Genomic DNA, 18,274 nt, shown 5'->3' with positions numbered 1-18,274 from the left:
TGCTTAAAGGTATTCCACTTTAAGCACTTCGTATTCCACATCGCCGCCAGGCGTTTTGATCACCACGACGTCATCCTGCTCTTTGCCGATCAGACCGCGAGCGATTGGCGAGTTTACCGAAATGAGATTTTGCTTAAAATCCGCCTCATCATCGCCAACAATACGATAGGTCTGCTCTTCGTCGGTGTCCAGGTTCAGCACCGTGACGGTAGCGCCGAAAATCACGCGACCATTGTTCGGCATTTTAGTGACATCAATCACCTGCGCATTCGACAGTTTTGCTTCGATATCTTTAATGCGCCCTTCGCAGAAACCCTGCTGTTCGCGTGCAGCATGATACTCCGCGTTTTCTTTTAAATCGCCATGTTCGCGCGCTTCGGCGATAGCGGCGATGATTTCAGGACGGCGCACAGATTTCAGAAAATCCAGCTCTTCGCGCAGTTTTTCGGCTCCGCGTAAGGTCATCGGAATAGCTTGCATTTGTTATACCTCTTGAACATTCCTGTAGGGGGCAATGAACTCTACCCCGGCTGCTAAGCCAGCCCCGGCATATGCCATACCAGGGTCAGAAGCAAAAAAACACCAACCCGGGCGCGCAGTCCCAGGTCAGCTACAATTTCCTCTTTGATAACCATTTTACCCTGGAGTTCCCTATGGGTCATCGTTTACTTTTTAGGGCGTTGCGCCGTAGTATGACGGCTTGTTTCCAGGGTGTTAGCGCGAGATTATGCGATTTTCCAGATTTATCATCGGATTGACCACCAGTATAGCGTTCAGCGTTCAGGCCGCGAATATTGACGAATACATCAAACAGCTTCCGGCCGGCGCCAACCTCGCGCTGATGGTGCAAAAGATTGGCGCGCCCGCGCCAGCTATTGATTATCATAGTCAGCAGATGGCGCTTCCCGCCAGTACCCAAAAGGTGATTACCGCGCTGGCGGCGCTGATTCAACTCGGCCCGGATTTCCGTTTTACGACCACGCTGGAGACTAAAGGCAACGTCGATAACGGCATCCTGAAAGGTGACGTAATTGCGCGATTCGGTGGCGATCCAACGCTAAGACGTCAGGATATTCGCAATATGGTCGCGACGTTGAAAAAGTCCGGCGTCACGCAAATCGACGGCAATGTGCTTATCGACACGTCGATTTTCGCCAGCCACGATAAAGCGCCAGGCTGGCCGTGGAACGACCTGACGCAGTGTTTCAGCGCGCCTCCCGCCGCCGCCATTGTTGACCGCAACTGTTTTTCTGTGTCGCTTTATAGCGCGCAAAAACCAAACGATTTAGCCTTTATTCGCGTGGCCTCTTATTATCCGGTAACGATGTTCAGCCAGGTACGGACTCTGCCGCGCGGTTCGGCAGACGCACAGTATTGCGAGCTGGATGTGGTGCCTGGCGATTTGAACCGTTATACGCTTACCGGCTGTTTACCACAGCGCGCCGACCCGCTGCCGCTGGCCTTTGCTATTCAGGACGGCGCCAGCTACGCGGGCGCGATCCTCAAGCAGGAACTGAAAGAGGCCGGGATAACTTACCGCGGCACGCTGCTGCGCCAGACGCAGGTTAACGAGCCCGGAACGATCGTCGCCAGTAAACAGTCGGCGCCACTGCACGATCTGCTTAAGATTATGCTGAAAAAGTCAGACAACATGATCGCCGATACTGTTTTTCGGATGATTGGTCATGTCAGGTTTAACGTGCCTGGCACCTGGCGGGCGGGATCGGATGCCGTTCGCCAGATCCTGCGCCAACAGGCGGGAATTGATATCGGCAATACCATTATTGCCGACGGTTCCGGTCTTTCTCGCCATAATCTGATCGCTCCCGCCACGATGATGCAGGTGCTGCAATATATCGCCCAACACGATAACGAGCTGAACTTTATCTCTATGCTGCCGCTGGCGGGCTATGATGGTTCATTACAATACCGCGCCGGGCTGCATCAGGCGGGCGTAGACGGTAAGGTTTCAGCGAAAACCGGGTCACTGCAGGGCGTGTATAATCTGGCGGGCTTTATTACCACCGCAAGCGGGCAACGGATGGCATTTGTACAGTATTTGTCCGGCTACGCGGTTCCACCTGCCGATCAGCGTAATCGACGTATTCCGCTGGTACGCTTCGAGAGTCGGTTGTATAAGGATATTTATCAGACTAACTGAGTGCATTATTGCCGGATGGCGGCGCTAACGCGTCTTATCCGGCCAACAAAGGACATAATAAAACGGGCCGCAAATGCGGCCCGTTGGCTTTTGTAGACCGGATAAGCGTAAGCGCCATCCGGCTACGAGATTAACGTTTGTAGATGAACTCGACGCCTTCTTCGTCGTCTTCATCCCAGTCGTCATCCCAGTCATCGTCTGCGTCTTCTTCCACTTCAGCCAACTGCTGGCGATGATAATCGTCCCACATGAACTCGACTTTTTCCGGCTGTTTTGCTTCTTCAGCCTGCGCGATCGGATTCTCGATGATAAAGGTCATCACATCCCAGCAGAGATCTTTCACCCCCAGCTGACTGGCGGCGGAAATCAGATAGTATTTCCCTTCCCAGCCCAACGCTTCGGCGATCGCTTTCGCTTTCTCTTCCGCTTCGGTTTTATCCATCAGATCGATCTTGTTGAACACTAACCAGCGCGGTTTAGCCGCCAGATCCTGGCTGTATTTTTCCAGTTCGCCAATAATGATACGGGCGTTTTCCACCGGATCGGAACCGTCGATCGGATCGATATCAATGAGGTGCAGCAGTACGCGGCAACGTTCGAGGTGCTTCAGGAAGCGAATCCCCAGGCCCGCGCCTTCCGCCGCGCCTTCGATCAACCCCGGAATGTCGGCCACCACAAAACTCTTTTCGCTGTCCATACGTACCACGCCCAGGCTCGGCACCAGCGTGGTAAACGGATAGTCCGCGACTTTCGGTTTTGCTGCCGATACCGCACGAATGAACGTTGATTTACCGGCGTTTGGCATCCCCAGCATCCCGACATCCGCCAGCAGCATCAGTTCCAGCAGCAGGTCGCGCTTATCGCCCGGCGTACCATTGGTTTTCTGGCGCGGCGTACGGTTAACCGAGGATTTAAAACGGGTATTGCCTAGCCCATGCCAGCCGCCCTTCGCGACCAACAGACGCTGACCGTGTTTGGTCATGTCGCCCATCGTTTCACCGGTTCCCTGGTCGATAACGCGCGTACCGACCGGCACTTTGATGGTCACGTCTTTACCGCGTTTACCGGTACAGTCGCGGCTCGCGCCATTCTGACCACGTTCAGCGCGGAACGATTTTTCAAAGCGGTAATCGATCAGCGTATTCAGGTTTTCATCGGCTTCCATCCAGACGTCGCCGCCGTCGCCGCCATCACCGCCGTCCGGGCCGCCTTTCGGGATATATTTTTCGCGGCGGAAGCTCACACAGCCATTACCGCCATCGCCTGCAACGACCAGAATCGATGCTTCATCAACAAACTTCATTTTATTCTCCGTAAATCATTCGCCTGAGCGGGGTTGCGAAACCACCGTTTCATGCTTGCGTAAACCGCCCCAAATACGATGACCAATGGCGGAATACATCGCGCCCGCAACCACGACAAACGCACCGAGATAACCTAAAAGGTTTAACATCGGTCTGGCGAAGAAATCGGGCCAGGCCATAGATAAAAGATCTGAAAACAGCAGGGTAAATAGCGGTGTAAGCGTGATTATCGCGCTCACCTGCGCCGCCTGCCAACGCGCCATCGCTTCCGCCAGGGCGCCATATCCTACCAGCGTATTTAGCCCGCAGAAAATCAAACAGGCGAGCTGCCAGTCGCTCAGTTGCGCTATCACCATCGGTTTTGCCAGCGGCAAGAGCGCTATCGTACATAAAGTGTACAGTAAAAACAGGATCTGCTGCGAGGCCAGACGTCGCAATAATACTTTTTGCGCCACGCCATAGCTCACCCACACCATCGCCGCGCCTACGCCAAAAATAACGCCCCAGGTGTAGTCGGTCAGTCGGGTAAAAATCTCGATCAGACTGGTGTTAAAAAACATCACCAGCCCGCTCAATAACATCAGCGCGCCAATCACCTGCGTACCGCGCATCTTTTCTTTCAGAATAAAGACGCTGGCGACCATCATGCCAACCGGCGAGAGCTGGCCGATAACCTGCGACGCGGTTGGGCTTAAATATTGCAGGGAAGAACTGAACAAAATGAAATTACCGAACAGTCCGCAGGTCGCTATCGCCAATAACACCAACCAGCGCGGCTTACGAAAAATACGCAGCGGCGGCAGCTTTCTTTTTACTGCCAGTATCGCCCCGAGGCCAATACTGGCCATTAAGAAGCGGTAGAAGACAATGGTTGAAGGCTCCATCACCTCCAGCACTTGCTTCATTGCTATTGGCAACGCTCCCCAGCACATCGCGGTAGTGAGCGCTAAAAGAATGCCAATGCCTGCCTGCTGCTTCATGCCGTGTTCCCTGCAAAGACCCGTTAACGGCATTCGCACAGCCACACGGGTATATTTTAGTCGGCCATCGAATGTAAAAAGCCCCGCAACAGGTGCGGGGCTTTCATCCGTTACCGGACCACAAAAAACTTACTCAGCAACGATGCTGATGTATTTACGGTTTTTCGGGCCTTTAACTTCGAATTTCACTTTACCGTCTGCTTTAGCAAACAGAGTGTGGTCACGACCGCAACCAACGTTGGTACCAGCGTGGAATTTAGTACCACGTTGACGAACGATGATGCTGCCTGCCAGAACTGCTTCACCGCCAAAGCGTTTTACGCCCAGACGTTTAGCTTCAGAATCGCGACCGTTACGAGTCGAGCCGCCAGCCTTTTTATGTGCCATTTAATCTGCTCCCCTAATCTTAAGCGCTGATGCCGGTAATTTTCACATCAGTGAACCACTGACGATGGCCCTGCTGCTTACGGTAGTGTTTACGGCGACGAAACTTAACGATTTTAACTTTCTCGCCACGACCGTGGGCAACAACTTCAGCTTTGATTACGCCGCCATCAACGAAAGGAACGCCGATTTTGACTTCTTCACCGTTTGCGATCATCAGAACTTCAGCGAACTCGATAGTTTCGCCAGTTGCGATGTCCAGCTTTTCCAGGCGAACGGTCTGACCTTCGCTTACTCGGTGTTGTTTACCACCACTTTGGAAAACCGCGTACATAAAAAACTCCGCTTCCGCGCACACCTTTCAATGATTCAGAGCGCGCTATAAATATTCACAATAGGGCGCGAATATTACGCAAATTGCACGGCTTTGACAAGTGCTACCATCAATACATGAAGAAAAAAAACACAACGCATACGGTAACGTTTATCTGCGGCGTTTTTTCAGTACAATCAGGGTATATTTCTAACCATAAACCCTACGTTACCTCATTCAGACATGGGATAATCGGGGCGATAAGCCCGGCTTTTGCGATGAATTTAGAAAAAATCAACGAGTTAACCGCGCAAGATATGGCGGGTGTCAATGCGACAATCCTTGAACAGCTTAATTCCGACGTTCAACTGATTAATCAGCTAGGATATTACATTATTAGCGGCGGCGGAAAACGCATTCGTCCGATGATTGCCGTTCTTGCCGCGCGTGCGGTGGGTTATCAGGGTAACGCGCACGTGACTATCGCCGCTCTGATCGAGTTTATCCACACGGCGACGCTGCTACATGATGATGTGGTGGATGAATCTGATATGCGTCGCGGCAAAGCGACGGCAAATGCCGCTTTCGGTAATGCCGCCAGCGTGTTGGTCGGCGACTTTATCTATACCCGCGCCTTCCAGATGATGACCAGCCTCGGCTCGTTAAAAGTGCTGGAAGTGATGTCGGAAGCGGTCAACGTGATTGCAGAAGGCGAAGTGCTGCAATTGATGAACGTGAATGACCCGGACATTACCGAAGAAAATTACATGCGAGTGATTTACAGTAAAACGGCCCGTCTGTTCGAAGCCGCCGCCCAGTGCTCCGGTATTCTTGCCGGTTGTACGCCTGAGCAAGAGAAAGGGTTGCAGGACTATGGCCGCTACCTTGGTACGGCTTTCCAGCTCATTGACGATCTGCTGGATTACAGCGCCGACGGCGAGCATCTCGGTAAAAATGTGGGTGATGACCTCAATGAGGGCAAACCCACCTTACCGTTGCTTCACGCCATGCGCCACGGTACGCCAGAACAGTCAGCGATGATCCGTACCGCTATTGAACAAGGCAATGGCCGTCATCTTCTGGAACCGGTTCTGGAAGCGATGACCACCTGCGGCTCGCTGGAATGGACGCGTCAGCGAGCGGAAGAAGAAGCCGACAAAGCGATATCCGCGTTGCAGATATTGCCGGATACTCCATGGCGTGAGGCGCTAATCGGTCTCGCACACATCGCGGTGCAGCGCGATCGTTAATGCCATTCTCTTATCCCGCGCACTGCGCGGGATATCCCATTAAGTTCTAATAAACTCCAGATACCCTATTGCCTGTCTTTTCGTATATTCATATACGGCTTCCCCTGGCATATTCTGAATATTGCCGCCACTTACATGAACTTTTTAGAACATTCCTTCACGAAGCGTTATAGTATCGAACGTCGTCGGGTTGTTAAAACCGTAAGTGATTAACCTAAGGAGTGATGGATGTATGGAAAGCAAGCTTATTGACTGGCATCCGGCCGATATCATTGCCGGACTACGTAAAAAAGGGACTTCAATGGCCGCTGAGTCACGTCGGAATGGATTGAGCTCATCCACGCTGGCCAATGCATTAACGCGCCCGTGGCCGAAAGGAGAGTTGATTATCGCGAAAGCATTGGGAACGGAACCCTGGGTTATTTGGCCATCGCGTTATCACGATCCGCGCACGCATGAGTTTATCGACAGAACGCGGCTTATGAGAGCGCGTAATAAAGACAAACAGAATGTAGAGTAAGCGCCTGAAAAATAACCCCCGCAATCGCGTTCGCGGGGGTTATTCAGCGTACAGAAGGTTATTCGCCTTTCACGCGTTCAATATTCGCGCCTAGCGCGCGCAGTTTGTCTTCGATGCGCTCATAACCGCGATCGATGTGATAAATGCGATCCACAATCGTCGTGCCTTCCGCAATACAGCCCGCCAGCACCAGGCTCGCAGATGCTCGCAGATCTGTCGCCATGACCTGGGCGCCAGAGAGCGTTTCTACGCCATGGCATATGACGGTATTGCTTTCAATTTCCGCACGCGCGCCCATGCGGCTGAGTTCAGGCACGTGCATAAAACGGTTTTCAAAGACGGTTTCAGTGATAAAGCCCGTCCCTTCCGCCACCAGGTTCAGCAACGTGAACTGCGCCTGCATATCGGTCGGGAATGCCGGGTGTGGCGCGGTACGGACATTGACCGCCTTCGGTCGTTTGCCGTGCATGTCCAGACTAATCCAGTCCTCGCCCACTTCGATATCCGCGCCAGCATCGCGCAGTTTCGCCAGTACCGCGTCCAGAGTGTCCGGTTGCGCGTTACGGCAGAGGATTTTGCCGCGAGAGATCGCTGCCGCCACCAGGAAAGTCCCCGTTTCGATACGATCCGGCAGCACACGATAAACGCCGCCGCCCAGACGCTCTACGCCCTCGATCGTAATACGATCGGTGCCCTGCCCGGCGATCTTCGCCCCCAGCGTAACCAGGAAGTTAGCGGTGTCGACAATTTCCGGCTCGCGCGCGGCGTTTTCAATGATGGTCGTCCCTTCCGCCAGCGTAGCGGCGCACATAATGGTGACGGTCGCGCCGACGCTGACCTTATCCATCACGATATGCGCCCCTTTAAGACGTCCTTCGACGGAGGCCTTTACGTAGCCCTCTTCCAGCTTGATGGTCGCACCCAGTTGTTCCAGACCGGTAATATGCAGATCAACCGGACGCGCGCCGATAGTACAGCCCCCCGGCAGAGAGACTTGTCCCTGACCAAAACGGGCAACCAGCGGCCCCAGCGCCCATATCGAGGCGCGCATGGTCTTAACCAGATCATAAGGCGCGCAGAACACGTTCACCTGGCTGGCGTCAATGTGTACCGATCCATTGCGTTCCACTTTCGCGCCTAATTGGCTCAGGAGCTTCATCGACGTATCCACGTCTTTCAGTTTTGGAACGTTTTGGATCTCTACCGGTTCTTCTGCCAGCAGAGCGGCGAACAGGATCGGCAGCGCGGCGTTTTTGGCGCCGGAAATTGTGACTTCGCCCTGGAGCGTCGTTGGCCCCTGTACACGAAATTTATCCATTATTGTATTCTCAGTTAAGCATTCATCTCCGCTACCGGCAGGTTACCCGTAGCTTAAAATCCGTTAAGTTTACGATCGCGCGCCCATTCCGCCGGGGTATATGCTTTGATCGATACGGCATGGATACGGTTGTCCGCAATGTACTCCATTAGCGGCCCATAGACCGTTTGCTGTTTCTTGACCCGGCTCATGCCGTCAAACATCTCGCCCACGGCAATAACCTGAAAGTGACTGCCATCGCCGGAGACGTGGACTTCCTGGAGGGAGAGGGCATTCATCAGCACACTCTGAATTTCATGATTTTCCATGGGTTCTTTATTCGTCAAATAGTGAAAACAGCCCAACATCTTAGAGCAAAGTCGCGCCGTCTTAAATAAGCAAAAGATTACGCTGATAAATCAGCGCGGTAAAAGTGCCGGATGGTGCTGCTAACGCAACTTATCCGGCCTACGGGGATCATGCGAAGTGTAGGCCGGATAAACCATCCGGCATTCATTACATACGGGGAAGTACGTCTTCGGGCAAGTTATATAATTGCGCCAGCGCGTAAACCTTGTCGTTAACGCCAGACAGCGACACGGCATTGCCCTGCTTTTTTGCCTGGTTCACAAGGTGCGCCAGCAGCGCCAGTCCCCCCGTATCCACCCTGGAGATCTGGCTCAGGTCGATACGGGTAACGCCATTCATCGCTTCTACGCGCGCGTCCCATAGCGGCGCCAACACGTCCTGATCCAGCTCTCCCGCCAGCACCAGAGTGTCCGCCTCACGCGTCCAGGTGAGTTGCGGCGTCATTACTGTTTCTCGTCCAAAGTAATTTTCTGTTGAGAGATAGATTTCAGTTGTGCGGTCAGGCCGTCGATGCCTTTAGTACGCAGCAGATCGCTCCACTCATTTTGCTTGGTGGTGATCATGCTGACGCCTTCCGCAATCATGTCATACGCCTGCCAGTTGCCGGTCTGGGTGTTTTTGCGCCACTGGAAATCCAGGCGTACCGGCGGACGACCGTTGGGATCGATAATCGTTACACGGATAGGCACAATGGTCGCATCGCCCAGCGGTTGCTCAGGCGCTATCTGGTAAGTCTGGCCGTGGTACATCGCCAGCGCCTGACCGTATGCCTGTTTGAGGTATTCGCGAAACGCGGCAAAATAGGCTTCACGCTGCGCCGGAGTCGCCTCTTTGTAATAGCGGCCCAACACCAGCGCGCCGGCATATTTTACCTGCACGTACGGCAGAAGTTCCTGATCAACAACGTCGCGCAGGTAATCCGGATTGGCACGAATTTTCGGCTGTTCGTTTTTCAGGCGATCAAAAGTTTTCTGCGCCGCCTCGTTCATCAGTTTATAAGGATTGCTCTGATCCGCTGCCGTTGCTGCGCTTAATGGCGCAATGACCAGCAGGGCCACCATCATCAGTCGTTTAAACATGCCTCAATTCTCCTGAGATTATTTCGTTTCGCCCGCGGGCGTTGTGGCTTCAGTATGGCCTTCCGTTGCGGCTGGCGCATCGCCAGAATTCTTATTGTCGTCGCCTTTGCTGTTATAGAGGAACTGGCCAATCATATCTTCCAGCACCATTGCAGACTTGGTGTCCTGAATCGTACTCCCATCTTTGAGGATAGACGTTCCCAGCTCAGGATCTTCAAAACCGACGTTTAATGCCAGATATTGCTCCCCCAGCAGCCCGGAAGTACGAATACTCAACGAGCTGGTATCGGGAATATGGTTATAACGCTCTTCGATGTCGAGCGTTACGCGCGGTAGGTATGTTTTCGGATCAAGCGAGATATCTTCAACCCGCCCGACAACCACCCCGCCGATGCGTACCGGGGAACGCACTTTCAGACCGCCGATGTTATCGAAGGTCGCATAAACCTTATAGGTCGGCTCCGTGCGCATAGAGGTCACATTTGCCGCCTTCAGGCAAACAAACAGCGCCGCCAGCAACGCTACCAGCAAAAAAACGCCTACCCAAATTTCATTTTTTTTCGTTTGCATGAACTCAATTCCCAAACATCAGTGCGGTCAGCACAAAATCCAGCCCCAGAACGGCCAACGATGCGTGAACCACGGTACGCGTCGTTGCCCGGCTAATCCCGGCAGAAGTTGGTATTGCGTCATAACCGTTGAATAACGCAATCCATGTTACCGTAATGGCGAACACCACGCTCTTTATCAGACAGTTCACCAGGTCCATACGCCAGTCGACGGCATTCTGCATCGCGGACCAGAAGAACCCGGCGTCGATTCCCTTCCAGCTTACGCCGACCAGCGAGCCGCCCCAGATACCGACCGCCACAAAGATAATGGTCAGTAGCGGCAACGAAATCACGCCCGCCCAAAAGCGCGGCGAAATCACCCGGCGCAATGGATCGACCGCCATCATCTCCATACTGGAGAGCTGCTCCGTCGCCCGCATCAGGCCGATTTCCGCCGTCAACGCCGACCCGGCCCGCCCGGCAAACAGCAACGCCGCGACCACCGGCCCCAGCTCGCGCAGCAGCGAAAGCGCCACTAACATGCCAAGACTGGTCTCCGCGCTGTAAGTGGTCAGAACCAGATAGCCTTGCAGCCCCAGCACCATACCGATGAATACGCCGGAGACAATAATGATAAGCATCGACAAGACGCCCACATTATAAAGCTGGCGCACCAGCAGCGGCGCATGTTTGCGAAACTCCGGCTTACCGATAATCGCATTGAATAACATTAACCCGGCGCGCCCGAACGTCCTGACGGTTTTGATCCCGCTGTGTCCGAGTGCTGCCAGCGCATTTAACAGCATGAGTGGCTTAACTCCCTGTTTCGAGTAAATCAAGGTGATAGTCGCCCGCCGGATAGCGGAACGGAACCGGCCCGTCGGCAATACCGTCAAGGAACTGACGCACGCGCGGGTCCGTATTCTCCTGCAACGCCTGAGCGCTACCGTGAGCGACGATTTTTTTGTCCGCCATGATCCAGGCGTGATCCGCAATACTGAGCACCTCTGGCACATCATGCGAGACCACCACGCAGGTCACGCCCAGCGCGCTGTTCAATTCTGAAATCAGCTTCACCAGAACGCCCATGGTAATCGGGTCCTGGCCGACAAACGGCTCATCGAACATGATGAGATCCGGTTCCAGAGCGATGGCGCGCGCCAACGCGGCGCGGCGCGCCATCCCACCGGAGAGCTCGGAAGGCATCAGTTTTGCCGCGCCGCGCAGCCCGACAGCTTCCAGTTTCATCATCACGACGCTTTTTAGCAGCGGCGCGGGTAAATTGGTGTGCTCCCGTAGCGGATAGGCCACATTGTCAAACACGTTCATGTCGGTAAACAGTGCTCCCGACTGAAACAGCATACTCATACGTTTACGGACGGTGTAGAGCCGCGAACGGGACATGGCCGGCACATTCTCGCCATCAAATAAGATCTCGCCCTTATCCGGCGGGATCTGTCCGCCAATCAGGCGCAACAGCGTGGTTTTACCGATGCCCGACGGCCCCATGATCGCCGTGATCTTCCCGCGCGGCACCGTCAGGGAAATATTATCGAAAATGCAGCGTTCGCCACGGGAAAAGCTGACGTCGCGCATATCGACTAAATTGGCCGCAGACTGACCCATTGATTCATCCTTCGTATTGCCTTGTTGAGGTAACCATGGCGCTGAATTTAACCATGGGTTCGACATAATTACAGAATATTAACTGACAGGGTTAGCGAAAGCTGGCATTCGTTTTACTTTTTAGCCGCATAAAGTCAAAATTAGGACTTCGTTACGGCTTCCAGATATCCCTTCCAGGGGACCGGCGAGTATACCTGAAGAAAGGACTTTAGATGCTTTTAGCGATGGCGCTACTCATAATTGGTTTGCTTCTGGTGGCCTACGGCGCCGATCGTCTGGTGTTTGCGGCCTCTATTTTATGCCGTACATTCGGTATTCCCCCGCTGATCATCGGGATGACGGTCGTGAGTATCGGCACCTCGCTGCCGGAAATTATTGTGTCGGTCGCCGCATCGCTACACGGTCAGCTCGATTTGGCCGTCGGCGCGGCGCTCGGTTCTAACATCACCAATATTTTGCTGATCTTAGGGCTGGCGGCGCTGGTTCGTCCATTTACCGTGCATTCCGATGTTTTACGTCGCGAATTGCCATTAATGTTATTTGTTAGCGTGGTAGCCGGTTCCGTACTGCATGACGGACAGTTAAGCCGCAGTGATGGTATCTTTCTCCTGCTTCTGGCTGTGCTATGGCTGTTATTCATTGTTAAAATCGCGCGTCTGGCCGAACGCCAGGGGAATGACAGCCTCACCCGCGAACAACTGGCGGAGCTGCCGCGCGAAGGCGGGCTCCCCGTCGCGTTCTTATGGCTGGGCATTGCGCTGGTCATCATGCCGATGGCGACGCGCATGGTAATCGATAACGCTACGGTGCTGGCGAACTATTTCGCCATGAGTGAATTAACGCTCGGTCTGACAGTCATCGCCGTCGGCACCAGTCTGCCAGAACTGGCGACGGCGATTGCCGGCGTGCGAAAAGGCGAAAATGATATTGCCGTTGGTAATCTCATTGGTGCCAATATTTTTAATCTCGCCATCGTGCTGGGACTGCCTGCGCTGATCGCGCCGGGGGAGATCAACCCGCTGGCGTTTGGGCGTGATTATAGCGTGATGTTGCTGGTTAGCGTGGTTTTCGCTTTACTTTGCTGGCGGCATCCGCGTCAGATTGGTCGGGGCGCAGGTATACTGCTGACCGGCGGGTTTATCGTATGGCTGGCGATGCTCTATTGGCTATCGCCACTTCTTGTTGGATAACTGGAAACGGATTATGTCGCATTTAGCGTTGCAACCGGGGTTTGACTTTCAGCAGGCAGGCAAAGAGGTCCTGGAAATTGAACGTGAAGGCCTGGCGGAGCTTGATCAATATATCAACCAGCATTTCACGCTGGCCTGTGAAAAAATGTTCAACTGCACCGGAAAAGTGGTGGTCATGGGGATGGGAAAATCCGGTCATATCGGACGGAAAATGGCCGCCACGTTCGCCAGTACCGGCACCTCTTCCTTTTTTGTACATCCAGGCGAAGCCGCGCACGGCGATTTGGGGATGGTTACGCCGCAGGATGTGGTTATCGCTATCTCCAACTCCGGCGAATCCAGCGAGATCGCGGCGCTAATACCGGTGCTTAAACGGCTGCACGTACCGTTAATTTGCATTACCGGGCGACCGGAAAGCAGCATGGCGCGTGCGGCAGATGTGCATCTGTGTGTTAAAGTGCCCAAAGAAGCGTGTCCGTTAGGCCTGGCGCCTACCACTAGTACCACCGCAACGCTGGTGATGGGCGACGCTCTCGCCGTGGCGTTGTTAAAAGCGCGCGGCTTTACCGCCGAGGATTTCGCTCTATCGCATCCTGGCGGCGCGCTGGGACGTAAGCTACTGCTGCGCGTAAGCGATATTATGCATACTGGCGATGAAATCCCGCATGTTAATAAACATGCCACCCTGCGTGATGCGCTGTTAGAAATTACGCGTAAAAATCTCGGTATGACCGTCATTTGCGATGAATCCATGAAGATCGACGGTATCTTCACCGACGGCGATTTACGTCGCGTGTTCGATATGGGCGGCGATATGCGCCAGTTGGGGATCGCCGAGGTGATGACGCCAGGGGGCATTCGCGTGCGTCCCGGTATTCTCGCTGTCGATGCGCTGAATTTAATGCAGTCCCGCCATATCACCTCCGTACTGGTTGCTGATGGCGACCAGTTACTCGGTGTGTTACATATGCATGATCTCCTGCGTGCAGGCGTCGTGTAGAAACTCAAGGATAATTAACGATGAGTAAAGCAGGTGCGTCGCTTGCGACCTGTTATGGCCCCGTCAGCACTCATGTCATGACCAAAGCGGAGAATATCCGCCTGCTCATCCTGGACGTGGATGGCGTATTGTCTGACGGCCTGATTTATATGGGCAATAACGGCGAAGAGCTGAAGGCTTTCAACGTTCGTGACGGCTATGGTATTCGCTGTGCTTTGACCTCCAATATCGAGGTTGCCATTATTACCGGACGAAAGGCTAAACTTGTAGAAGATCGCTGCGCCACGCTGGGGATTGTCCATCTTTATCAGGGACAGTCGAATAAGCTGATCGCCTTTAGCGATCTGCTGGAAAAACTGGCCATTGCGCCGGAAAATGTTGCCTATGTCGGCGATGATCTGATTGACTGGCCGGTGATGGAAAAAGTGGGGTTAAGCGTTGCCGTTGCGAATGCGCATCCGCTGCTGATCCCCCGCGCTGACTATGTGACGCACATTGCCGGCGGGCGCGGCGCGGTACGTGAGGTGTGCGATTTGCTGCTGCTGGCGCAGGGCAAGCTGGATGAGGCCAAAGGGCAATCGATATGAGTAAAACCAGACGTTGGGTTATCATTCTACTGTCGCTGGCCATTCTGGTACTGATTGGTATCAATCTGGCGGATAAAGACGATCCTGCTGCCGTGATGGTCAACAGCAACGATCCCACGTATAAAAGCGAGCATACGGATACCGTCGTGTACAGTCCGGAAGGCGCGTTGAGCTATCGTCTGATCGCGCAGCACGTTGAATATTTTTCCGATCAGGCGGTCTCATGGTTTACGCAACCGGTATTAACCACCTTTGATAAGGATAAAGTGCCGACATGGTCGATCAAGGCCGATAAAGCCAAATTGACTAACGATCGGATGCTCTATCTGTATGGTCATGTTGAAGTCAACGCCCTGGTGCCTGACGCTCAATTACGCAGAATTACCACCGATAACGCGCAGATTAATCTGGTGACGCAGGATGTTACCTCGAACGATCTGGTGACGTTATACGGCACAACATTTAACTCCAGCGGACTGAAAATGCGCGGTAACTTACGCAGCAAGAACGCCGAGCTGATTGAAAAGGTTAGAACCTCTTATGAAATTCAAAACAAACAAACTCAGCCTTAATCTTATGCTTGCCGGCTCGCTGCTGGCCGCCAGCATTCCGGCTTTCGCCGTCACGGGCGATACTGAACAGCCTATTCATATTGACTCGGATCAACAGTCGCTGGATATGCAAGGCAACGTCGTGACCTTTACGGGCAACGTGGTGATGACCCAGGGCACGATTAAGATCAACGCCGATAAAGTCGTGGTTACCCGCCCTGGCGGCGAACAGGGGAAAGAGGTGATCGACGGTTACGGCAATCCGGCCACCTTCTACCAGATGCAGGACAACGGTAAGCCGGTGAAAGGCCACGCTTCCCATATGCACTACGAGCTGGCGAAAGATTTTGTGGTGCTGACCGGCAACGCTTATCTGGAGCAGCTTGACAGCAACATTACCGGCGACAAAATCACCTACCTGGTGAAAGAGCAGAAAATGCAGGCCTTCAGCGAGAAAGGCAAACGCGTCACCACCGTTCTGGTGCCGTCGCAGTTGCAAGACAAAAACAAAGGCCAGACTCCGGCGCAAAAGAAGAGTAACTAATTCGTTATGGCAACATTAACTGCAAAGAATCTGGCGAAGGCCTATAAAGGCCGTCGCGTAGTGGAAGATGTCAGTCTGACCGTTAACTCCGGGGAGATTGTCGGGCTGCTCGGTCCAAACGGCGCGGGTAAAACCACCACCTTTTATATGGTCGTCGGTATCGTGCCGCGTGACGCGGGCAATATCATCATCGATGATGAAGATATCAGTCTGCTGCCGCTGCACGCGCGCGCGCGCCGCGGTATCGGCTATTTGCCGCAGGAAGCCTCTATTTTCCGCCGTCTCAGCGTATTTGATAACCTGATGGCGGTACTGCAAATTCGTGACGATTTGACCGCAGAACAGCGAGAAGACCGCGCCAACGAGCTGATGGAAGAGTTTCATATTGAGCATCTGCGCGACAGTATGGGACAGGCGCTGTCCGGTGGTGAACGCCGTCGTGTAGAAATAGCCCGCGCGTTGGCCGCTAATCCCAAATTTATCCTGCTGGATGAACCGTTTGCCGGCGTTGACCCGATTTCCGTTATCGACATCAAACGCATTATCGAGCATCTGCGCGATAGCGGGCTCGGCGTGCTGATCACCGACCATAACGTCCGTGAGACGCTGGCAGTCTGTGAACGCGCCTATATCGTGAGCCAGGGCCACCTTATTGCCCACGGTACGCCGACAGAAATCCTGCAAGACGAACACGTTAAGCGTGTATATCTTGGGGAAGACTTCAGACTCTGATAGGGTAGAGGGCTATGCTGCTCTAGCGGGAGAAAACGACTCTGAATATGAAGCAAGGTTTGCAACTCAGGCTTAGCCAACAACTGGCGATGACGCCTCAGCTACAACAGGCCATCCGTCTGTTGCAGTTGTCTACGCTGGAACTTCAGCAGGAACTCCAGCAAGCGCTGGAAAATAACCCGCTGCTTGAGCAAACCGATCTTCATGACGAAATCGACACTCAGCAACCTCAGGATAACGATCCTCTCGATACCGCCGACGCGCTCGAACAAAAAGAGATGCCGGAAGAGCTGCCGCTTGACGCCAGTTGGGATGAAATTTACACCGCCGGGACGCCGTCCGGCCCCAGCGGCGATTATATCGACGATGAGCTGCCCGTCTATCAGGGCGAAACGACGCAGTCGTTGCAGGATTATCTGATGTGGCAGGTTGAGCTAACGCCCTTCTCGGACACCGATCGCGCTATTGCGACATCCATTGTCGACGCGGTAGATGATACCGGTTATCTCACCGTATCCCTGGACGAAATTCGCGAAAGTATGGGCGATGTAGAGGTGGATCTCGATGAGGTTGAAGCCGTTCTGAAGCGCATTCAGCGTTTTGATCCGGTAGGCGTCGCGGCAAAAGATCTTCGCGACTGTCTGCTGATCCAGCTTTCACAATTCGACAAATCCACGCCGTGGCTGGAAGAGGCGCGGCTTATTATCTGCGATCATCTTGATCTGCTGGCCAACCACGATTTCCGCACGTTGATGCGCGTTACCCGACTGAAAGAAGAGGTGCTGAAAGAGGCGGTAAACCTGATTCAGTCGCTCGATCCCAGACCCGGTCAATCGATCCAGACCGGCGAGCCGGAGTACGTTATCCCGGATGTGCTGGTACGCAAGCATAACGGTCGCTGGACGGTGGAGCTTAATAGCGACAGTATTCCCCGTTTACAGATTAACCAGCACTATGCCGCCATGTGCAATAGCGCGCGCAACGATGCCGACAGCCAGTTCATCCGCAGTAATTTACAGGATGCGAAGTGGCTGATAAAAAGCCTTGAAAGCCGCAACGACACGCTGCTGCGCGTCAGTCGCTGCATCGTCGAGCAACAGCAAGCCTTTTTTGAACAGGGCGAAGAATATATGAAACCGATGGTACTGGCGGATATCGCCCAGGCCGTCGAGATGCACGAATCCACTATATCCCGCGTGACCACGCAGAAGTATTTGCACAGCCCGCGCGGTATTTTTGAACTCAAATATTTCTTTTCCAGCCACGTCAATACCGAAGGCGGAGGCGAAGCCTCTTCCACCGCGATTCGCGCGCTGGTGAAGAAGTTAATTGCGGCGGAAAACCCCGCGAAACCACTGAGCGACAGCAAGTTAACCTCTCTGCTGTCAGAACAAGGTATCATGGTGGCGCGCCGCACTGTTGCGAAGTACCGAGAGTCTTTATCCATTCCGCCGTCAAACCAACGCAAACAGCTGGTTTGACCCAACCGATAAGGAAGACACTATGCAGCTCAATATCACCGGACATAATGTCGAAATTACTGAAGCCCTGCGTGAATTTGTGACGACAAAATTCGCCAAACTTGAACAGTATTTTGAGCGGATTAATCAGGTATACGTGGTGTTGAAAGTGGAGAAGGTCACGCATATCTCGGATGCGACGCTACACGTTAACGGCGGCGAAATTCACGCCAGCGCGGAAGGCCAGGATATGTATGCCGCCATTGACGGCTTGATTGATAAACTGGCAAGGCAGTTAACCAGGCATAAAGATAAACTGAAACAACACTAATTGTCCGGGCAGTTAGCCAGTGCAGGACGGCCTGTTGTGTGACAC

23 protein-coding genes are annotated in these 18,274 nt (G+C 53.6%); 11 read left to right on the top strand and 12 right to left on the bottom strand.

Features of this window, described 5'->3' with window-relative positions:
• Nucleotides 1-3: 3 nt before the first annotated feature.
• The gene (gene greA, locus ACH0WD_RS15975) at nucleotides 4-480 is read right to left on the bottom strand and encodes a transcription elongation factor GreA (RefSeq protein WP_001148008.1); all 477 of its coding nucleotides are present in this window, start codon (nucleotides 478-480) and stop codon (nucleotides 4-6) included.
• A gap of 247 nt (nucleotides 481-727) precedes the next feature.
• Between greA and dacB the strand changes: the two genes are divergently transcribed.
• Nucleotides 728-2,161: a serine-type D-Ala-D-Ala carboxypeptidase gene (dacB, locus tag ACH0WD_RS15970; protein WP_001212687.1), complete on the top strand. Its 1,434-nt coding sequence runs from the start codon at nucleotides 728-730 to the stop codon at nucleotides 2,159-2,161.
• A gap of 130 nt (nucleotides 2,162-2,291) precedes the next feature.
• Here the strand turns inward: dacB and cgtA are convergent, their stop codons facing one another.
• From cgtA to rplU, 4 genes are all read right to left on the bottom strand, one after another.
• A complete protein-coding gene (gene cgtA / locus ACH0WD_RS15965; protein WP_000673556.1) occupies nucleotides 2,292-3,464 on the bottom strand; it encodes an Obg family GTPase CgtA in 1,173 nt (390 codons plus the stop codon).
• Nucleotides 3,465-3,479: 15 nt separating this feature from the next.
• Nucleotides 3,480-4,445, bottom strand: coding sequence for a DMT family transporter (locus ACH0WD_RS15960; protein ID WP_000813052.1), 966 nt, complete (start codon nucleotides 4,443-4,445; stop codon nucleotides 3,480-3,482).
• 129 nt (nucleotides 4,446-4,574) lie between these two features.
• Complete coding sequence (gene rpmA / locus ACH0WD_RS15955) at nucleotides 4,575-4,832, bottom strand: 50S ribosomal protein L27 (RefSeq protein WP_000940593.1); 258 nt, start codon at nucleotides 4,830-4,832, stop codon at nucleotides 4,575-4,577.
• A 19-nt stretch (nucleotides 4,833-4,851) separates the two neighbouring features.
• Complete coding sequence (rplU, locus tag ACH0WD_RS15950) at nucleotides 4,852-5,163, bottom strand: 50S ribosomal protein L21 (protein ID WP_000271396.1); 312 nt, start codon at nucleotides 5,161-5,163, stop codon at nucleotides 4,852-4,854.
• 257 nt (nucleotides 5,164-5,420) lie between these two features.
• On the opposite strand from rplU, the gene ispB reads away from it, so the two are divergent.
• Entirely contained in the window at nucleotides 5,421-6,392 is a 972-nt protein-coding gene (ispB, locus tag ACH0WD_RS15945) for an octaprenyl diphosphate synthase (protein WP_001047354.1), read from the top strand.
• Between the two features lie 232 nt (nucleotides 6,393-6,624).
• Nucleotides 6,625-6,912, top strand: coding sequence for a DNA-binding transcriptional regulator SfsB (gene sfsB / locus ACH0WD_RS15940; protein ID WP_000444167.1), 288 nt, complete (start codon nucleotides 6,625-6,627; stop codon nucleotides 6,910-6,912).
• Nucleotides 6,913-6,970: 58 nt separating this feature from the next.
• Here the strand turns inward: sfsB and murA are convergent, their stop codons facing one another.
• From murA to mlaF, 7 genes are all read right to left on the bottom strand, one after another.
• Nucleotides 6,971-8,230, bottom strand: coding sequence for a UDP-N-acetylglucosamine 1-carboxyvinyltransferase (murA, locus tag ACH0WD_RS15935; RefSeq protein ID WP_000357288.1), 1,260 nt, complete (start codon nucleotides 8,228-8,230; stop codon nucleotides 6,971-6,973).
• 53 nt (nucleotides 8,231-8,283) lie between these two features.
• Complete coding sequence (gene ibaG, locus ACH0WD_RS15930) at nucleotides 8,284-8,538, bottom strand: BolA family iron metabolism protein IbaG (RefSeq protein ID WP_001518349.1); 255 nt, start codon at nucleotides 8,536-8,538, stop codon at nucleotides 8,284-8,286.
• A gap of 187 nt (nucleotides 8,539-8,725) precedes the next feature.
• Nucleotides 8,726-9,022, bottom strand: coding sequence for a lipid asymmetry maintenance protein MlaB (mlaB, locus tag ACH0WD_RS15925; protein WP_000188843.1), 297 nt, complete (start codon nucleotides 9,020-9,022; stop codon nucleotides 8,726-8,728).
• The gene (mlaC, locus tag ACH0WD_RS15920) at nucleotides 9,022-9,657 is read right to left on the bottom strand and encodes a phospholipid-binding protein MlaC (protein WP_000476475.1); all 636 of its coding nucleotides are present in this window, start codon (nucleotides 9,655-9,657) and stop codon (nucleotides 9,022-9,024) included. The genes mlaB and mlaC overlap by 1 nt, the downstream gene beginning before the upstream one ends.
• Before the next feature lie 18 nt (nucleotides 9,658-9,675).
• Nucleotides 9,676-10,227 carry an outer membrane lipid asymmetry maintenance protein MlaD gene (gene mlaD / locus ACH0WD_RS15915; protein WP_001193591.1) on the bottom strand — a complete coding sequence of 184 codons (552 nt, stop codon included), beginning with the start codon at nucleotides 10,225-10,227 and terminating at the stop codon, nucleotides 9,676-9,678.
• A gap of 4 nt (nucleotides 10,228-10,231) precedes the next feature.
• A complete protein-coding gene (mlaE, locus tag ACH0WD_RS15910) occupies nucleotides 10,232-11,014 on the bottom strand; it encodes a lipid asymmetry maintenance ABC transporter permease subunit MlaE (protein ID WP_000925786.1) in 783 nt (260 codons plus the stop codon).
• Nucleotides 11,015-11,021: 7 nt separating this feature from the next.
• Nucleotides 11,022-11,834, bottom strand: coding sequence for a phospholipid ABC transporter ATP-binding protein MlaF (gene mlaF / locus ACH0WD_RS15905; RefSeq protein ID WP_000531566.1), 813 nt, complete (start codon nucleotides 11,832-11,834; stop codon nucleotides 11,022-11,024).
• 212 nt (nucleotides 11,835-12,046) lie between these two features.
• Here mlaF and ACH0WD_RS15900 point away from each other — a divergent pair, with 212 nt between their 5' ends.
• The 8 genes from ACH0WD_RS15900 to hpf are packed head-to-tail and all read left to right on the top strand — an operon-like array spanning nucleotide 12,047 to nucleotide 18,229.
• Complete coding sequence (locus ACH0WD_RS15900) at nucleotides 12,047-13,024, top strand: calcium/sodium antiporter (RefSeq protein WP_000922742.1); 978 nt, start codon at nucleotides 12,047-12,049, stop codon at nucleotides 13,022-13,024.
• A 13-nt stretch (nucleotides 13,025-13,037) separates the two neighbouring features.
• Nucleotides 13,038-14,024 carry an arabinose-5-phosphate isomerase KdsD gene (gene kdsD, locus ACH0WD_RS15895; RefSeq protein WP_000018619.1) on the top strand — a complete coding sequence of 329 codons (987 nt, stop codon included), beginning with the start codon at nucleotides 13,038-13,040 and terminating at the stop codon, nucleotides 14,022-14,024.
• Nucleotides 14,025-14,044: 20 nt separating this feature from the next.
• The gene (gene kdsC / locus ACH0WD_RS15890) at nucleotides 14,045-14,611 is read left to right on the top strand and encodes a 3-deoxy-manno-octulosonate-8-phosphatase KdsC (protein ID WP_000030030.1); all 567 of its coding nucleotides are present in this window, start codon (nucleotides 14,045-14,047) and stop codon (nucleotides 14,609-14,611) included.
• On the top strand, nucleotides 14,608-15,183 hold the full coding sequence (gene lptC, locus ACH0WD_RS15885) for an LPS export ABC transporter periplasmic protein LptC (protein WP_000047845.1): 576 nt from the start codon (nucleotides 14,608-14,610) through the stop codon (nucleotides 15,181-15,183). The genes kdsC and lptC overlap by 4 nt, the downstream gene beginning before the upstream one ends.
• Complete coding sequence (gene lptA, locus ACH0WD_RS15880; RefSeq protein WP_000669770.1) at nucleotides 15,152-15,706, top strand: lipopolysaccharide ABC transporter substrate-binding protein LptA; 555 nt, start codon at nucleotides 15,152-15,154, stop codon at nucleotides 15,704-15,706. Before lptC ends, lptA begins: the two co-directional genes overlap by 32 nt.
• A gap of 6 nt (nucleotides 15,707-15,712) precedes the next feature.
• A complete protein-coding gene (gene lptB / locus ACH0WD_RS15875) occupies nucleotides 15,713-16,438 on the top strand; it encodes an LPS export ABC transporter ATP-binding protein (protein ID WP_000224104.1) in 726 nt (241 codons plus the stop codon).
• A 47-nt stretch (nucleotides 16,439-16,485) separates the two neighbouring features.
• Entirely contained in the window at nucleotides 16,486-17,919 is a 1,434-nt protein-coding gene (gene rpoN / locus ACH0WD_RS15870) for an RNA polymerase factor sigma-54 (protein WP_000809020.1), read from the top strand.
• A 22-nt stretch (nucleotides 17,920-17,941) separates the two neighbouring features.
• On the top strand, nucleotides 17,942-18,229 hold the full coding sequence (gene hpf, locus ACH0WD_RS15865; RefSeq protein ID WP_001176589.1) for a ribosome hibernation promoting factor: 288 nt from the start codon (nucleotides 17,942-17,944) through the stop codon (nucleotides 18,227-18,229).
• Nucleotides 18,230-18,274: the final 45 nt, after the last annotated feature.

Source organism: Salmonella sp. 2020_1395, from assembly GCF_043848115.1.
GTDB lineage: Bacteria > Pseudomonadota > Gammaproteobacteria > Enterobacterales > Enterobacteriaceae > Salmonella > Salmonella enterica.
The sequence above is the reverse complement of the archived record's forward strand: the minus strand, read 5'-3'. Positions and strand labels throughout refer to the sequence as shown.

Coding starts and splice junctions, on each gene's coding strand:
- greA (WP_001148008.1), bottom strand. CDS start 480: ATGCAAGCTATTCCGATGACCTTACGCGGAGCCGAAAAACTGCGCGAA.
- dacB (WP_001212687.1), top strand. CDS start 728: ATGCGATTTTCCAGATTTATCATCGGATTGACCACCAGTATAGCGTTC.
- cgtA (WP_000673556.1), bottom strand. CDS start 3,464: ATGAAGTTTGTTGATGAAGCATCGATTCTGGTCGTTGCAGGCGATGGC.
- ACH0WD_RS15960 (WP_000813052.1), bottom strand. CDS start 4,445: ATGAAGCAGCAGGCAGGCATTGGCATTCTTTTAGCGCTCACTACCGCG.
- rpmA (WP_000940593.1), bottom strand. CDS start 4,832: ATGGCACATAAAAAGGCTGGCGGCTCGACTCGTAACGGTCGCGATTCT.
- rplU (WP_000271396.1), bottom strand. CDS start 5,163: ATGTACGCGGTTTTCCAAAGTGGTGGTAAACAACACCGAGTAAGCGAA.
- ispB (WP_001047354.1), top strand. CDS start 5,421: ATGAATTTAGAAAAAATCAACGAGTTAACCGCGCAAGATATGGCGGGT.
- sfsB (WP_000444167.1), top strand. CDS start 6,625: ATGGAAAGCAAGCTTATTGACTGGCATCCGGCCGATATCATTGCCGGA.
- murA (WP_000357288.1), bottom strand. CDS start 8,230: ATGGATAAATTTCGTGTACAGGGGCCAACGACGCTCCAGGGCGAAGTC.
- ibaG (WP_001518349.1), bottom strand. CDS start 8,538: ATGGAAAATCATGAAATTCAGAGTGTGCTGATGAATGCCCTCTCCCTC.
- mlaB (WP_000188843.1), bottom strand. CDS start 9,022: ATGACGCCGCAACTCACCTGGACGCGTGAGGCGGACACTCTGGTGCTG.
- mlaC (WP_000476475.1), bottom strand. CDS start 9,657: ATGTTTAAACGACTGATGATGGTGGCCCTGCTGGTCATTGCGCCATTA.
- mlaD (WP_001193591.1), bottom strand. CDS start 10,227: ATGCAAACGAAAAAAAATGAAATTTGGGTAGGCGTTTTTTTGCTGGTA.
- mlaE (WP_000925786.1), bottom strand. CDS start 11,014: ATGCTGTTAAATGCGCTGGCAGCACTCGGACACAGCGGGATCAAAACC.
- mlaF (WP_000531566.1), bottom strand. CDS start 11,834: ATGGGTCAGTCTGCGGCCAATTTAGTCGATATGCGCGACGTCAGCTTT.
- ACH0WD_RS15900 (WP_000922742.1), top strand. CDS start 12,047: ATGCTTTTAGCGATGGCGCTACTCATAATTGGTTTGCTTCTGGTGGCC.
- kdsD (WP_000018619.1), top strand. CDS start 13,038: ATGTCGCATTTAGCGTTGCAACCGGGGTTTGACTTTCAGCAGGCAGGC.
- kdsC (WP_000030030.1), top strand. CDS start 14,045: ATGAGTAAAGCAGGTGCGTCGCTTGCGACCTGTTATGGCCCCGTCAGC.
- lptC (WP_000047845.1), top strand. CDS start 14,608: ATGAGTAAAACCAGACGTTGGGTTATCATTCTACTGTCGCTGGCCATT.
- lptA (WP_000669770.1), top strand. CDS start 15,152: ATGAAATTCAAAACAAACAAACTCAGCCTTAATCTTATGCTTGCCGGC.
- lptB (WP_000224104.1), top strand. CDS start 15,713: ATGGCAACATTAACTGCAAAGAATCTGGCGAAGGCCTATAAAGGCCGT.
- rpoN (WP_000809020.1), top strand. CDS start 16,486: ATGAAGCAAGGTTTGCAACTCAGGCTTAGCCAACAACTGGCGATGACG.
- hpf (WP_001176589.1), top strand. CDS start 17,942: ATGCAGCTCAATATCACCGGACATAATGTCGAAATTACTGAAGCCCTG.